This is a genomic window from Pseudomonas sp. MF6751 (assembly GCF_016613265.1).
Classification (GTDB): Bacteria; Pseudomonadota; Gammaproteobacteria; order Pseudomonadales; family Pseudomonadaceae; genus Aquipseudomonas; species Aquipseudomonas fluorescens_BV.
In genome coordinates, this window is the sequence record NZ_JAENSV010000007.1 from 50,048 (window position 1) to 66,996 (window position 16,949).

General features: G+C 64.4%; 4 protein-coding genes. 3 read left to right on the forward strand and 1 reads right to left on the reverse strand.

The features are described 5' to 3' along the window. Nucleotides 1-162: 162 nt before the first annotated feature. From dsbD to dsbG, 3 genes are read left to right on the forward strand one after another with little or no spacing between them, the layout of a single operon-like run. A complete protein-coding gene (gene dsbD, locus JJD66_RS08635; protein ID WP_200647963.1) occupies nt 163-1,890 on the forward strand; it encodes a protein-disulfide reductase DsbD in 1,728 nt (575 codons plus the stop codon). Beyond that, complete coding sequence (locus tag JJD66_RS08640; protein WP_073527064.1) at nt 1,890-2,735, forward strand: TlpA disulfide reductase family protein; 846 nt, start codon at nt 1,890-1,892, stop codon at nt 2,733-2,735. The genes dsbD and JJD66_RS08640 overlap by 1 nt, the downstream gene beginning before the upstream one ends. Next, on the forward strand, nt 2,711-3,472 hold the full coding sequence (gene dsbG / locus JJD66_RS08645) for a thiol:disulfide interchange protein DsbG (protein ID WP_020302229.1): 762 nt from the start codon (nt 2,711-2,713) through the stop codon (nt 3,470-3,472). The genes JJD66_RS08640 and dsbG overlap by 25 nt, the downstream gene beginning before the upstream one ends. Nucleotides 3,473-4,024: 552 nt before the next feature. Here the strand turns inward: dsbG and JJD66_RS08650 are convergent. Beyond that, entirely contained in the window at nt 4,025-16,921 is a 12,897-nt protein-coding gene (locus JJD66_RS08650; protein WP_200647964.1) for a non-ribosomal peptide synthetase, read from the reverse strand. Between the last annotated feature and the right edge of the window lie 28 nt (nt 16,922-16,949).

The following is a 16,949-nucleotide window of genomic DNA, read 5'->3' on the forward strand; positions in this document are numbered from 1 at the left end:
TGAAAGATGGCGCGATTAGAAAAGCCACGGATTAAGCGCGCATTATGCCGCTAAAGTTCGCAACACCGGACAATCTCTACGCTCTAGAATAGCGGCGGTTAATCATCGGTTAATCAACGCCACACATTGTGTGCCTCACTTGCATCGAACTAAGGCTTGACCATGCGGCATCTGTTTACCTTTCTGCTGGTGTTGTTCGCGGGATTCGCCCAGGCAGCGCCGGGCAGCCCCTTCGAAACCAAACCCGACTTCCTCCCGGTAGGCAAAGCCTTCGCCTTTACCTCCGAACGTCTTGAAAGCGGCGAAACCCAGCTGTTTTGGCAGATTGCCGACGGTTACTACCTGTACCAGCAACGCATGAAGTTCGACGGTCTGGCCGAAAAACCCGTGCTGCCCGAGGGTGAAGCCCATAGCGACGAGTTCTTTGGCGAACAACAGGTGTATCGCCAAGGCCTGGAAGTGAAGATCCCCGCTGGCACCACCGGCCAGGTCAAGCTCGGCTGGCAGGGCTGCGCCGATGCAGGCCTGTGCTATCCGCCGCAGTCGATCACCGTGGACCTGGGCGGCAACCCGGCCGTCGCCGCGACCGCGCAAGCCCAGGATCAAAGCCTGGCCAGCGGCCTGCAGCAGCGCAGCCTGGGGTGGAGCCTGCTGGTGTTCTTCGGCCTGGGCCTGCTGTTGGCGTTTGCGCCCTGCTCGCTGCCGATGCTGCCGATCCTCGCTGGCCTGGTGGTCGGTAGCGGCGCCAGCCCGCGTCGCGGCTTTGCCCTGGCCGGCAGCTACGTGGTGTGCATGGCGCTGGTGTATGCCGCCCTGGGGGTGATGGCCGCGTTGCTCGGCGCCAACCTGGCGGCGTTGCTGCAAACCCCGTGGATCCTCGGCAGCTTTGCGGCGTTGTTCGTGCTGCTCGCCCTGCCGATGTTCGGCTTCTTTGAACTGCAACTGCCCGCCTTCCTGCGCGACCGCCTCGATAACGTCAGCCGCCAGCAAAGCGGTGGCAGCCTGGTGGGTGCCGGTGTGCTCGGCGCATTGTCCGGCCTGCTGGTGGGGCCGTGCATGACCGCGCCCCTGGCTGGCGCCCTGCTGTACATCGCCCAGAGCGGCAATGCGCTGCACGGTGGCCTGATCCTGTTTGCCATGGGCATCGGTATCGGCATTCCGCTGTTGCTGCTGGTCACCGTGGGCAATCGCTTCCTGCCCAAGCCGGGCACCTGGATGAACGTGCTCAAGGGCATCTTCGGCTTCCTGTTCCTGGGCACCGCGGTGCTGATGATTCGCCCAGTGGTCGGCGACAGCCTGTGGATCGGCCTGTGGGGCGCCCTGGCACTGGTGATGGCTTATTGTGGCTGGGCGCTGGCCCGTGAGCCCGGCCTGGCGGCCAAGGTATTCGGCGCTGGTTCCCTGGTGCTGGGCCTGTGGGGCGCGGTGCTGGTGGTGGGTGCGGCCGGTGGCAGCGATGAGCTGTGGCAACCGTTGAAGGTCTACAGCGGCTCAAAGGTCGCCGGTGCACCGAGCGCCCACGATGCCTTCACCACGATCAACGACCCGGCCGTGCTGCAAAGCCAGCTCGACAGCGCCAAGGCCCAGGGCCAATGGGTGCTGCTGGACTACTACGCCGACTGGTGCGTGTCGTGCAAGATCATGGAGAAACAGGTGTTCGGCAAACCCGAGGTGATGGACGCGCTCAAAGACGTGCGCCTGTTACGCCTGGACGTCACCGCCGACAACGCCGCCAGCCGCGAGCTGCTGGGCCGCTACAAAGTGCCAGGGCCACCGAGCTTCGTGTGGATCGGCCCGGACGGTGAAGAACGCCGCGCCCAACGCATCACCGGCGAAGTAGACGCCGCCGCCTTCCTGCAACGCTGGACCCAGACGCGGGACGCTCTCTGATGCTGACCCTCACCATCGGCACCTTCGCCATCGCCCTGAATCACCTGCTGCTGATCAGCGCGCTGATTCTCGCCACCCTGGTGGGCTGGCGCGTGGCCAAGCGCGGCGGCGAAAACCCGGAGTCGGTGCTGTTCAGCCTGTTTCTGCTGGGCCTGCTCGCCGCCCGCGTCAGCTTTGTGCTGATGTACTGGAGTTATTACAGCAACGACTGGGTAGAGATGGTCGACCTGCGTGACGGCGGCTTTCTCGCCTGGCCCGGGATCATCGCGCTGATTCTCGGCGCGCTGGTCTACGGCTGGCGTCGCCCTGCCCTGCGCAAGCCGCTCAGCGCCGGGGTGATCACCGGCCTGTTGTTCTGGGGCATGACCAGCCTGTCCCTCAGTCTGTACGAAAAAGGCACGCGCCTGCCGGATATCACCCTGCGCAATGCCAATGGCGAGGTGGTGCAACTGGCGGATTATCAAGGCGGCCCGTTGGTGATCAACCTCTGGGCCACTTGGTGCCCGCCGTGCCGACGCGAAATGCCGGTGCTGGAAAACGCCCAGCGCATGCGCCCCGATGTGACCTTCCTGTTCGTCAACCAGGCCGAAAGCATGCAGAGCGTCAGCACCTACCTGGCCACCCAGGGCCTGAACCTCGACAATGTGCTGTTCGACGCCAGCGGCCGCCTCGGCCAGGCTGTGGGTTCCATGGCGCTGCCGACCACGTTGTTCTACCAAGCCGATGGGCGCCTGATCAACAGCCACCTGGGCGAACTCTCCGAAGCCAGCCTGGCCCGTGCCATGGAACCCTTCGACAACACCACGACAAGGAAACCGACATGCCTCGCCTCCGCCACCTGCTGACCCTGCTGCCTTTGACGCTAGCCGCTACGCTGGCCCAGGCCGAAGACCTGCCGGCCCCGATCAAACAGATCGAAGCCAAAGGTGCCAAGATCATCGGCAAATTCGATGCCCCCAGCGGCCTCACCGGCTATGCCGCCCAGTACCAGAACCGTGGCATGGCCCTGTACCTGACCGCCGACGGCAAGCACGTGATCGCGGGCAACCTGTACGACGCCCAAGGCAATGACCTGAGCACCGCGCCCCTGGAAAAACTGGTGTACGCGCCGATGGCCAAGGAAGTCTGGGCCAAGATGGAGAACAGCAGCTGGATCCAGGATGGCGATAAAAACGCCCCGCGCACCGTCTACCTGTTCAGCGACCCCAACTGCCCGTACTGCAACATGTTCTGGGAACAGGCCCGCCCGTGGGTGAAGGCCGGCAAGGTGCAGTTGCGCCACATCATGGTCGGCATCATCCGCGAAGACAGCCCAGGCAAATCCGCCGCCCTGCTCGCCGCCAAAGACCCGCAAAAAGCCCTGCAAGAACACGAAGCCGCCGGCAAGGGCAGCAAGCTCAAGGCGCTGGAAAAGATCCCGGCCGAGGTCGAGGCCAAGCTTGATGCCAATATGAAGCTGATGGATGAACTGGAGTTGTCGGCGACGCCGGCGATTTTCTATCTGGATGACAAGGGTGGGTTGCAGCAGCAGCAAGGGGCGCCTTCGCCGGATAAGTTAGTGAAGATTCTCGGACCAAAATAAGCGCCGCCCTCGCGGGCGCCATCGCAGGCAAGCCAGCTCCCACATTTGAATGTATTCACAACTCAACATGTGGGAGCTGGCTTGCCTGCGATGAGCATAGGTATCTACACAACTTCGGCACGACGCTAAATCTGTGGCGAGGGAGCTTGCTCCCGTGACGGCCTGGCAGCCGACACAGATATAACTGATGCCCCGCGATCCAAGGTGGGAGCTGGCTTGCCTGCGAAGACGGCCTGACAGTCAACACAGTTGGACCGTGTACATATCCATTCCTGCGGTAACGGCCACTTAGGGTTCCGCCCTGACGGCGGCTCACTTTCGAAAAGCCGGAATGCCGGCCCAGACAAAAGTAAGCAAAACGCTCTTGCCCCACCACTCGGCACCTCGCTTAGGCTCGGTGTGCCCGTAATCCGCCAGCGTGGTTTAACGGGGCGCCTAAGATCAAAAGCAGATCAAGATCAAGAGCGGCTCGCTTCGCATCGTGGTTACCGTTGAGCTTACAGAGTTATGTAAATACCTATGCTGCGATGAGGCCCTGACAGACAACGAAGATTAAAGCCCCTCCAACTCCGCCATCAAATCGCTCAACCGATCCACCTTCTCGGCACTGATCTCATTGCCTGCCACCCCCTCGATATACTCGGCCAACTCCGCCACGGTGCTGCACTCGAACATCGCCCGCAACGGCACATCGCGTTGCAGTGTCTTCTGCACCCGCGAGGCAATCTGCGTGGCCAGCAGCGAATGCCCGCCCAGTTCGAAGAAGTTGTCCTGCACCCCGACCCGCTCGACCTTCAGCACCTCGGCCCAGATACCCGCCAACGTAGTTTCCAGTTCAGTGCGCGGCGCCACATAGTCCTGATTGTGCAACTGGCCGATCTCCAGGGCCGGCAGGGCCTTGCGGTCGAGCTTGCCGTTGGCATTCAGGGGCAGGCGCTCAAGCCATAGCCAATGCAGTGGCACCATGTATTCCGGCAGTTCGGTACGCAGGCGTTGCTTGACGCGCTCCAACTGTTCACTCGATTCCAGCGTGGCGTCTGCGGCCACCAGGTAGCCGACCAGATGTTTGCCATTGGCCCCCTCTTGCACACCCACCGCCGCGTCGCGCACCTGCGGTTGTTCATGCAGGCGCGCTTCGATTTCACCCAGTTCGATGCGGTAGCCGCGAATCTTCACCTGGTGGTCGATACGCCCGACATACTCCAGCACCCCATCGCTGCGACGCCGTGCCAGGTCGCCGGTACGGTAGAGGCGCTCACCAGGCGCGCCAAAGGGGTTGGGTACAAACACCTGGGCGGTGCGCAGCGGATCGCTGACATAGCCACGACCGACACCGGTGCCGGCGACGCACAACTCGCCCACCGCTCCTTGAGGCACCAGCTCTAAAGCGCCGTCCAGCAGGTACAAGCGGTTGTTGTCGGTCGGCGTACCAATCGGCAGGTAAGTGCCACGGGTCGACGCCAGATCGACGCGGAAGAACGCCACATCATCGGAGCATTCCGCCGGGCCGTAGGCATTCACCAGGCCAATCTGCGGATAACGCAGCAGCCACTGATGGGCCAGCTCAGGTGGCATGGCCTCCCCGGTCGGCAACATCCAGCGCAGGCCCTCGAGGCTGATACGCTCCTGGGCCAGCATGCCCTGGATCAGCGACGGCACGCTCTCCAGCACGGTGATGCCCTGTGCTTGAACATGGGCCAGCAACCCTTGCGGATCATGGGCGATGGTAGTGGGCACAATGTCCACCCGTGCGCCAAACAGCGGCGCGGCGAGGAACTGCCACACAGAAATATCGAAGCTTTGCGACGCGGTCTGGGCAATCACATCGGCATCGCTCAGGTTCAGGTACGGCACCTTGCTCAACTGGTTATTGAGCATGCCACGCTGTTCGACCATCACGCCCTTGGGCAAGCCGGTGGAACCCGAGGTGTAGATCACGTAGGCAAGGTTGTCCGGGCCGCTGTAGACACCGGGGTTTTCGCCACGGGCGGGCACTTCCTCCCACACCAGCAGTTGGCAATCAACCCCTTGCAGCAACTCGACGGCCTGCTCGCGGCACGCCTCGGTGCACACCAGCAGCGGCGTGCGGCTCATGTCGATGATGCGGCTCAGGCGCGGGCCGGGCAGCCCTGGGTCCAGCGGCAGGTAACCGGCATCGGCCTTGAAGCTGCCGATGATCATGCCGAGCAAGTCCAACCCACGTTCAGCCAGCAACGCCACCGGTTGGTCCAGGCCCACACCGGCCGCAAGCAACGCGTGGCCCAGGCCGTTACTGCGGCGGTTCAGTTCGTCGTAGCTCCATTGCTGGTCCAGGCAACTGGCGGCGATGCGCTGCGGATGCTCTGCCACCTGGGCCTCGAACAGCTCGATGTAGCTCGTCTCCAGCGGATAGGCTCGCTCACTCTGGTTACAGCCCGCCACCAGGAATTCACGTTCCTGCTCGCCAATCAGCGCCAGCTCGGCCATGTCGCCATGGAAGCCCTGCACCAGCGCCAGCAACAGGCGCTTGAACTCAGCGAGCATGCCTTGCACGGTGCTTTCGTCGAAGTAACGCTGGTCGTAGGACAGGTGCAAGCCGAGGTCATCGCCGGGGTAGCACACCGCCGTCAGCGGGAAGTTGGTGTGGGTACGCCCGGAATCCGAGGTGGCGTTCAGGCTTTGCGCACGGTCCAGCACCGAGACTTCCACTGGCGCGTTCTCAAACACGAACAGGCTGTCGAACAGCGGCTGGCCCTTGGGCAATTCGCTGTGTTCCTGGATCGTCACCAACGGCAGGTATTCGTACTCGCGCAGTTGCATATTGCTGTCGAGCAAGGCGCTCAACCACTGGCGCACGCTGCACGTCTGGCCGTCCTCGGGCAGTTTCACCCGCAGCGCGATACTGTTGATAAACAGCCCCACGGTGCGTTGCATCTCGGGCATGTCCACCGGGCGCCCGGCCACGGTGACGCCGAACAGCACGTCGCGATCGCCACTCAAACGCCGCAGCACCAGGGCCCACGCCGCCTGGGCGAAGGTGTTGACGGTGAGCTGATGCGCCTGGGCCAGTTCGCGCAACTGCGCACCGTCGCGGGCATCCAGGCGGGTGTAACAGTCGCCCACCACCATGCCGCCGCTGCCACCGGCGTGTTCGCGCAGGAACGGGCGGTCACTCGGGATCGGCGTGGCGCGCTCGAAGCCTTGCAAGTTTTGCTGCCACCACTGGCGCGCTTCGTTGAGGTCCTGGCGTTGCAGCCAGGCAATGTAGTCGCGATAGCGCGGCGGCGTCGCCAATTGCGCATCGCGGCCTTCGCCCAGGGCTGTGTAGATATCGAAGAAGTCATTCATCAGCAGCGAACGGCACCAGGCATCGATCAGGATGTGGTGGTTGCTCATCATGAACCAGTAGCGCGCCTCGTCCACGCGAATCAGGCGCAAGTGGAAAGGCGCCTGGTTGAGCAGGTCAAAACCGGCTTCGCGCTCGGCCTTGAGCAAGGCTTGCAGACGCGGCTCCTGCTCATCCTGCGGGTCGGCGCTCCAGTCCAGGTATTCGATCGGCGTGCTGCCGGGCTTGTGGATCACTTGCAGCATGTCTTCGCCGACGTTCCAGCAGAACGAGGCACGCAAGGCTTCGTGGCGGGCGATCACCGCTTGCCAGGCCTGGGCAAAACGCTCCGGGTCCAGCGCGCTGTTGATGCGGTAGCGGTCCTGCATGTAATACAGGCCAGTGCCGGGCTCCAGCAGGGTGTGCAGCAGCAAGCCCTCCTGCATCGGGGTCAGCGGGTAGACGTCTTCGATAGTGCTGGCCGGTACCGGCAAGGCGTCCAGTTGCACCTGGGTCAGGCGCGCCAGGGGGAAGTCGGACGGCGTGAGGCCGCCGGCATCGTCCTGCAGGCAATGGGCGATCAGGCTGTGCAATTCGGCCAGGTAAGCTTCGGCCAGATCGCGAATTACCTGCTGATCATGCCGCTCACGGCTGAACGTCCAGCGTAGCACCAGCTCGCCGCCGTAGACCTGGCTGTCGATGCTCAGTTCATTGGGCAACGGCGCATCCGGGTCATGGGCCAGGCCGGCGGATTCCTCCAGCGGATGGAACAGCGCCTCAGTGCCAAAGCTCTGGTCGAACTGACCCAGGTAGTTGAAGGTGATCTGCGCGCTCGGCAATGCGGCCATGCTCTGCTTGCACAGGTCATCGGCCAGGTAACGCAGCACGCCATACCCCAAACCTTTATGGGGCACGCCACGCAGTTGCTCCTTGATCGCCTTGATCGAGTCGCCCTGCTCGGCCAGCGGCGTCAGGCGCAACGGGTAAGCACTGGTGAACCAACCCACGCTGCGGGTCAGGTCGATGTCATCGAACAAGGTTTCGCGGCCATGGCCTTCCAGTTGGATCAGTGCCGAGGCCTGCCCGCTCCAGCGGCACAGTACGCGGGCCAGGGCGGTCAGCAACAGGTCGTTGACCTGGGTGCGATAGGCACTCGGCGCCTGTTGCAGCAACTGCCGGGTGCGCTCGGCATCCAGGCGCACGCTCACCGTTTCGGCATCGCTATTGCGCCGCGCACCTTGGGGACGCTGTACTGGCAAGGCCAAGGCGGGGCCAGCCAATTGCGCTTGCCACAGGCTCAACTCTTCGCGCAGGGATTCACTGTGGGCATAGGCTTGCAAGCGCGCAGCCCAATCACGCAGCGCGCTGGTTTTGGCCGGCAGGCTGACGGACTGGCCGTCACTGAGTTGGCGATAAACGTTTTGCAGGTCTTCCAGCAGGACGCGCCACGACACGCCGTCCACCACCAGGTGATGGATGGCGATCAGCAAGCGCTGCTGACCTTGCGGCCCGTCCACCAGCAAGGCGCGCAGCAGCGGCCCCTGTGCCAGGTCGAGGCTGCGCTGAGTGTCGGTGAACAACGCCGTGCACGCCTGCATATCGCGCACCTGCGCCTGCAGCAGCACGCCGCCTTCCGGCACGCCCAGGTGTTCGGCATGCCATTGCGCATCGCGCGGGGTAAAGCTCAAGCGCAGCGCGTCGTGGTGTTCCAGCACCGCCAGCAGCGCTTGCTCCAGGCGATGGGCATCGAGCAGTTGCAGTGGCTTGAGCACCAATGCCTGGTTCCAGTGCTGGCGCGCCGGGATATCGGTGTCGAAGAACCAGTGCTGAATCGGCGTGAGGCCCGAGGGACCGGTCAGCAGCCCTTGCTCGGCGATGACGCGCTCCGAGCGGGTGGCCACGGCAGCCAGGCTCTGAACCGTCTGGTGCTGGAACAGGTCACGGGGGCTGAAATGAATGCCGGCCTGGCGCGCCCGGCTCACCACCTGGATCGACAGGATCGAGTCGCCGCCCAGTTCAAAGAAGTTATCGTCGAGGCCCACTTGCTCCACGTTCAGCACCGCGCACCAGATGGCGGCCAGGCTGTGCTCCAGCTCGCTGCGGGGCGCCACGTAGGCTTGGCGATTGGCCTCTGGGTCCGGCTCAGGCAAGGCGCGGCGGTCGAGCTTGCCGTTGGCGGTCAGCGGCATGCTCTGCAGCACGATCAGATGCGCGGGCACCATGTAGTCCGGCAGTTGCGCCTTGAGGTGCGCCTTCAACGCGTCGCGCAAGGCGGCGTGCTCGGCATCGCTGACTAGGTACGCCACCAACTGCTTGCCGCTCGGCGCATCCAGTGCCAGCACCACCGCTTCGCGCACAGCGTCATGTTCGAGCAAGCGCGTTTCGATTTCGCCCAGCTCGATGCGAAAACCGCGGATCTTCACCTGATGGTCGATGCGCCCCAGGTACTCCACCAGGCCATCGGCGCGTTGGCGTACCAGGTCGCCGGTGCGGTACAGGCGCCCGCCCTTGCCAGCAAACGGGTCTGCGACAAAGCGCTCCGCCGTCATCCCCGGCCGCTGGTGATAACCCTGGGCCAGGCCGGCGCCACCGATGTACAGCTCACCGCTGGCGCCCTGGGGCACCAGCGCCAGGTCGGCGTCGAGAATGTAAGCCACGCGCTCGCCGACGATGCTGCCGATCGGTACGCTGCCTGCGCCCTCCTCCAACTGCTCGGGCGCCAGGCTGGCCAGGGGCATCACCACGGTTTCGGTGGGGCCGTAGGCGTTGAAGAACAATTGGGGCGTGAACGCTGCGCGGATGCGTTGCAGGTGTTCGCCGGTCAAGGCTTCGCCACCGGTGATGCACATGCGCACCGGCAGCGTCTGTTGCTGAGTCGCCAGCCACTGCGCCAACTGGCTGCCGTAGCTCGGGGTGAAACCGAGCACATTGATGCGATGGGTACGGATCAGCGCGCAGATTTCCTCCGCATCCCACTGGCCCTGGGCGCGCAATACCACCCGCGCCCCGCACAGCAGCGGCACCAGCAAACGCTCGGTGGCAGCGTCGAAGTTGATCGAGTAAAAGTGCAGCTCGCAGTCATCCGGGCGCATGTCAAACCGCTCGATCACCGCCTGGCAATGCATGGCGATCTCACCGTGGGACACCACCACGCCTTTGGGCTTGCCCGTGGAACCCGAGGTGTAGATGAGGTACGCCTGGTGTTGCGCCAGACTCACGAACGGCAGCGCTTCGGCGGGGTAATTCGCCAGCACCGGCGAGTCATCCTCCAGGCACCAGCACGCCACCGTCGCCGGCAACTCACCCAGAGCTTCGAACAGCGCCGCATCACTGAGCAGCAGAGCGATGTCACTGTCTTCGATCATGTAATGCAGGCGGTCCAGCGGGTATTCCGGGTCCAGCGGCACATAGGCACCGCCGGCCTTGAGGATCGCCAGCAAACCGACGACCATTTCCAGCGAACGCGGCAGCGCCAGACCCACGCGCACCTGCGGGCCCACGCCACGCTCGCGCAGCATCCAGGCCAGGCGGTTGGCGCGCTCATCCAGTTGCGCATACGAGAGGGTCACACCGGCAAAGGTCAGCGCCGGGGCCTCCGGCCGCTGGCTGGCCTGCTGGCTGAACAGTTGATGGATGCACTGGTCGAGGCGATGCTCGCCCTTCTCCACCCCAAGGCTGTCTTGCAAGGCGCGTTGTTCATCTGCGCTCAGCAACGGCAATTCGCTGAGGCGCTGGCCGGGATCGGCGACCAACGCTTCGAGCAGGTTGCGCCAATGCTCGGCCATGCGCGCAATACGCGGCTCGTCGAACAGGTCGGTGCTGTAGGTCAGGCAGCAACCCAGGCGATGGTCGAGGTCGGTGACTTCCAGGTTGAGGTCGAACTTGGTCGCCCGCGCATCGTTGGCCAGGTACTCCACGGTCATGCCAGCCAGTTGGCGGCTTTGCTGGAATTCCCAGCGCTGCACGTTGCACATCACCTGGAACAACGGGTTGTACGCCGCGCTGCGCGGCGGTTGCAGGGCTTCCACCAGATGGTCGAACGGCAGGTCCTGATGGGACTGGCCCTCGATCACGGTATGGCGCACCTGCTCGAACAGCTCGCTGACCCGCATCTGCCCGTTGAGCTGGCAACGCAGCACCTGGGTATTGAGGAACGCGCCAATCAAGCCTTCGCTTTCCGGGCGGATACGGTTGGCCACTGGCGCGCCGATGCGCAGGTCGGTCTGGCCGCTGTAGCGGTAGAGCAACACTGCCAGGGTCGCGGTCATGGTCATGAACAGCGTGAGGCCGTGCTGGGCGTTGAAGGCACGCACGCGGGCGGCCAGCTCATCGCTCAAATCAAACCGGTACAGCTCGCCCCGATGGCTTTGCACCGGTGGCCGCGGACGGTCGCCGGGCAGTTCCAGCAATGGGTGTTCGTCGCCCAGTTGGGCGGTCCAGTAGTCCAGCTGACGCTGGCGCTCACCGGCTTCCATCCACTGGCGTTGCCACACGCTATAGTCGAGGTACTGCACCGGCAACGCTGGCAGCGGTGAGTCGCGCTCGTCGATAAAGGCTTCGTACAAGGCGCTGAGTTCACGGGCAAAGATGTCCATGGCCCAGCCTTCGGTGACGATATGGTGCAGGGTCAGCACCAGGTAATGTTCTTGCTCGCCGGCCTTGACCAGGCAGGCGCGCAACAGCGGCCCGGTTTCCAGGTTGAACGGCGTGTGCGCCTCGACATCGGCCAGTTGCTGTAAACGCTGCTGGCGCTGCGGCTCATTCAGCGCGGAGAAATCCTGCCAGTCCATGCGCACGCCGGTTTGCGCCGAGACCTTCTGACAGGCCACACCATCGACACTTGGGAAGGTGGTGCGCAGGGTTTCATGACGCATGATCAAGGCCTGCAAGGCGGCCTCGAAACGCCCCACATCCAGGACCCCGCGCAGGCGCGCCATGCCGCCGACGTTGTAGGCCGGGCTGTCCGGTTCCATCTGCCAGAGGAACCACATGCGCTGTTGGGAATAGGACAAGGGGACCGGCTGGCTGCGGTCGGCCTTGCCGATGGCCGTCTGTTGGTTGCGCTGGCCCGCCGCCTGGATCAGCCCGACCTGCTGGGCAAAATCGCCCAGCACGCTGGCTTCGAACAGGGTGCGCAGGGGCAGTTCGACGTCACAGGCCTGGCGGGTGCGGGAGATGATTTGCGTGGCCAGCAACGAGTGCCCGCCGAGTGCGAAAAAGTCATCGCGCAGGCCGATGCGTGGCAGGCCAAGCACCTCGCGCCAGATCGCGGCGATTTGCAGTTGCAAAGGTGTGTGCGGGTCGACGTGTTCGCGGGTTTGCCATACCGGCTCTGGCAAGGCACGCCGGTCGAGCTTGCCGCTGGGGCTCAGGGGCATGGCGTCCAGGCGCATCAGCAGCGCGGGCACCATGTACTCCGGCAACTCGGCAGCCAGGGCGGTTTTGACCCTTTGCTCATCCAGTTCGGTGTCGGCGGTGTAGTAGCCGATCAACTGTGCATCACGCACCAGCACCACGGCCTGGGCAATGCCTACCTGGGCCAGCAGGCGCGCTTCGATTTCTTCCGGCTCCACCCGGAAACCCCGCAGTTTGACCTGCTGATCGAGGCGTCCGAGGTATTCGAGCACACCATCGGCGTTCCAGCGCGCACGGTCACCGGTGCGATACAAGCGGGCGCCCGCCGCGCCCAGCGGGTCGGCGACAAAACGTTCGGCCGTCAGCCCGGCACGGCCCAGGTAACCCCGCGCCAAGCCGATACCGCCGATGCACAGTTCGCCCGGCACACCGGCCGGCAACGGGTTGAGCTGCTCGTCCAGTACGCGGCAGATCACATTGCCCAATGGCCGGCCAATCGGCGAGCGCTCGCCATCCGAGGCGGCGCACTGCCAGTGGGTGACGTTGATCGCGGTTTCGGTCGGGCCATAGCGGTTGTGCAATTGCACCGCTGGCAAGCGCGCCAGTACGCGGTTACGCAGTTCGGCGGGCAAGGCTTCGCCGCCGGAGAACAGGCGACGCAGGCTGGTGCATTCGGCCACCAGCGGCTCGTGGATAAACAGCTGCAGCAGCGGCGGCACGAAGTGCAGCGTGGTCACCCCATGCTCCTGCACAAGCTGCGCGATGCGGTGCGGGTCGCGATGTTCGCCCGGCCCGGCCAATACCAGGCGGCAGCCGGTAATCAATGGCCAGAAGCATTCCCACACCGACACGTCGAAACTGATCGGCGCCTTTTGCATCAGCACATCGGTTTCGTTCAGTTGATAGGTGGCCTGCATCCACTGCAAACGCTCGGCCAGGGCGCCGTGGGTGTTGCCCACGCCTTTGGGTTGGCCGGTGGAACCGGAGGTGTAGATCACGTAGGCGAGGTTATCGCCGTGCAGGTGCAAGCCTGGCGCCTGGGTCGGCCAGCTGTCGAGGTGCAGGCTGTCCATGGCAATCACGCACACGCCTTCGGCGCTGGGCAGTTGGGGCAGCAACGCGGTCTGGGTGAGCAGCAGTTGCACGCTGCTGTCCTTGAGCATGTAGGCCAGGCGTTCGGCGGGGTAATCCGGGTCCAGCGGCACGTAGGCGCCACCGGCCTTGATGATGGCGAGCAGGCCGATCAGCAGTTGCGGCGAACGCTCGGCGGCGATGGCTACGCACACGTCCGGGCCGACGCCTTTGTCGCGCAGGTAATGGGCCAGGCGGTTGGCCTGGGTGTGCAATTGGGCGAAGGTCAGGCTGCCGTCCTGCCAGACCAATGCGGTGGCGTCCGACGTCTGCTGGTTGAGCAGCTCGGGCAGCCAGTGCCGGGCCGGCGCGCAGGGGGCTTCGCTCCAGGGTTGCTGTTCGTCAGCCTGCATCAACGGCAGATCGCCGATGGCGTGTTGTGGTTGCGCGCACACAGCGTGAAGTAGATGGATGAAGTGCTCGGCCAGACGCTGGATGGTCGCGCAATCGAACAGCTCGTCGGCGTAGTCGAACGACAGGCTCAAGCGCCCATTGCGGTCTTCTTCGCTGTGCAGTTGCAGGTCGAACTTGGCTTCGCGGCTGTGCCAGGGCAACTCATCGGCCAGCAGGCCCGGCAGGCGGTGCAAGGCACTGAGGTCGCGCTGCTGGTGGTTGAACATGACCTGGAACAGGCCCTGCTCGCGGGCCTGGGGGAAGGCTTCCAGCAGTTGTTCGAAGGGCAGGTCCTGATGGGCCTGGGCGGCCAATGTGGTCTCGCGGGTGGCGGCCAACAGCTGGTTGAACGGCAGGCGCCCGTCCAGCTCGGCGCGCAGCACCAGGGTGTTGATAAAGAAGCCGATCAGGCCCTGGGTTTCATGGCGTGGGCGGTTGGCATTGGGCACGCCGATACGGATATCGCGCTGGCCACTGTAGCGATAGAGCAAGGTCTGGAACGTCGCCAACAACAGCATGAACGGTGTTGAGTCATGGGCCTGGGCGGTCTGGCGGATCGCCGCACTGAGGCGCGCATCCAGGCGCTGGCTATGGCGCGAGGCGCTGTGCCGATGCTGGGCGGCGCGCGGGTGATCGGTGGCCAGGTTCAGGGCCGGATGCTCGTCACCCAACTGCGCTTTCCAGTACGTCAGCTGTCGCTGGCCTTCGCCTTCGGCCAGCCATTGGCGCTGCCAGCTGCCGTAGTCGGCGTATTGCAATGCCAGCGGCGGCAGCTCCAGGGACTGGCCTTGGGCGGCAGCGGCGTACAGGCGCGAGAACTCGTCGATCAGGATATTCAGCGACCAACCGTCAGCAATGATGTGGTGCAGCGTCACCAGCAGTTGGTGCTCTTCATCGCCCAGGCGCACCAGGGTAACCCGTAGCAACGGGCCTTTTTCCAGGTCGAACGGGCTGCACGCCTGGTCTTCGCGGACCTGTTGCGCACGGGCTTCGCGCTCGGTGTTGGGCAGGTCACTGAGGTCGATGATCGGCAGTTCGAAATCCGCCGTAGCCTCGACACGCTGAAACGCCTGGCCGTCGCGCTCGTAGAAGCGCGTGCGCAGGGCTTCGTGACGCTGGATCAGTTGCTGGAAGCTGTGGCGCAGTGCGTCTTCATCCAGCTCGCCGCGCAGGTGCAGGGCGCCTGGAATGGTGTAGGCGCTGCTGTGAGGGTCCAATTGCCAGGTGATCCACAGGCGGTTCTGTGCCAGGGATTGGGGCAGGTCTTCTTGACGTGATAAGGCGTGCATTGCGCCTTGGGCCACGCCGCCATCCTGTTGCAGTTGCGCGACGGCCGTGGCGAAGGTGGCGAGGGTCGGCGCTTCGAACAGCAGGCGCAGGTTCAGTTCCAGCCCCAGGCTTTCGCGCAGGCGGGCGACCACTTGGGTCGCGGTGATGGAGTTGCCCCCCAGCAGGAAAAAGTGATCGTCGCCCGCCACATGAGCCAGTTGCAGCTGTTCGCACCAGATCGCCGCGATCTGCTGTTGCAGGTCCGATTCCAGCGCCACTTCGCTCGCCGGCCCCTGCTGCCCGGGGAACTGCGCGTAGCTGTCGAGGCTGCCATCGGCATGCCGAATCGCACAGGCGGCACGCTGCACTTTACCGCTGGAGGTCTTCGGCAAAGCGCCTGGGTTGAGCAGCACCACCACGCTCGGGGCTTGCTGGCAGGCCTCGGCCACGGCTTGGCGGATCGCTTTGATCAGCGCTTCGGGCGGCAGGATTTTCTGCACGCTGCGGCTGATTTCCGCGGCGATGCCGATGCCTTCCAGGCCCTGGTCATTGACCGCAAACGCGGCGACCCGGCCCTTGCGCACCACTTCCACTTCGCGCTCGATGGTCTGTTCGATGTCCTGGGGGTAAAGGTTGTGGCCGCGCACGATCAGCAGGTCTTTCAGGCGCCCGGTGATGTACACCTCACCGTCGCGGATAAAACCCAGGTCACCGGTGCGCAACCAGGTGCGGCCAGCATGCTGGACGAAGGTCTTGGCGCTGGCTTGCGGGTTGCGCCAGTAGCCGTGGGCGATACTCGGGCCCGTGGCCCAGAGTTCGCCGACGCACTGGTCGGGCAGCTCGGTGAGGGTGTGCGGGTCGGCGATCAGCACGGCGTGGTCCGGCTGGCTGGTGCCGCAACTCATGATCGCAGGGCCCTGCCCCGGTTCGGCACGGTTGGCGGCCAGCGCCTGTTCGTCCAGGCGCAGGGCGGGAATGCCACGGCCACGGGTACCGCCGGCGACAAACAGGGTGGCTTCGGCCAGGCCGTAGGAGGCGAAGAAATTATTCGGGGTGAAACCACAGGCCGCGAATTTTTCCGCGAAGCGTTCCAGGGTGTCGAGGCGGATCGGCTCGGAACCCGAATAGGCGACGCGCCAGCGGCTCAAATCCAGGCGTTCCATGGCCGACTCACTGACCCGTTCGCTGCACAGGCGGTAGGCGAAGTCCGGGCCACCGCTGATGGTGCCGCCGTATTCGCTGATCGCCTCCAGCCAGCGCAAAGGTCGGCCAAGGAAGTAGGCCGGCGACATCAACACGCAGGGCACGCCGCTGAAGATCGGTTGCAGCAGGCCGCCGATCAGGCCCATGTCGTGGTACAGCGGCAACCAGCTGACGATCACGTCGTCGGGGTTGAGGTCGATGCCAAAACCACGGCGGATCAGCACTTCGTTGGCCACCAGGTTGCCGTGGCTGACTTGCACGCCTTTGGGCAATGCGGTGGAGCCGGAGGTGTATTGCAGGAACGCGATGTCGTCGGCCTTGAGGTCGGGCTCGACCCACTGGTCGGCCTGCTGCGCCTCCAGGGTGTCGACGCTCAACACCTTGGGCGCGTTTTCAATCTGCGCCAGGCCCTCGCTGAGACTGGCAATGGTCAACAGCAGCCGCGGCTCGGCATCGCTGATGATCGACAGCAGACGCTCCTGGTGATGACGGCGCGTAGACTCCGGTGGATAAGCCGGCACCGCGATCACCCCGGCGTACAGGCAACCAAAGAACGCCGCCACATAGTCCGGGCCACTCGGGAACAGCAACACCGCACGCTCGCCCAGGCCAGCGTTGGCTTGCAAGGCAGCGGCGATGGTGCGGGCGCGTTGGTCGAGGTCGCGATAACTGAGCACCACACTGTGCTCGGCACTCTCGGCGAGGAAGCGCAACGCCACCTGGTCCGGCGTCTGCGCAGCACGCTGTTGAAGGGACTGGACCAGGGTGCGGGGGAGTTCGAAGGCGTCCATCATGGGGTTCCTGCCTGAAATCGGCTTACGG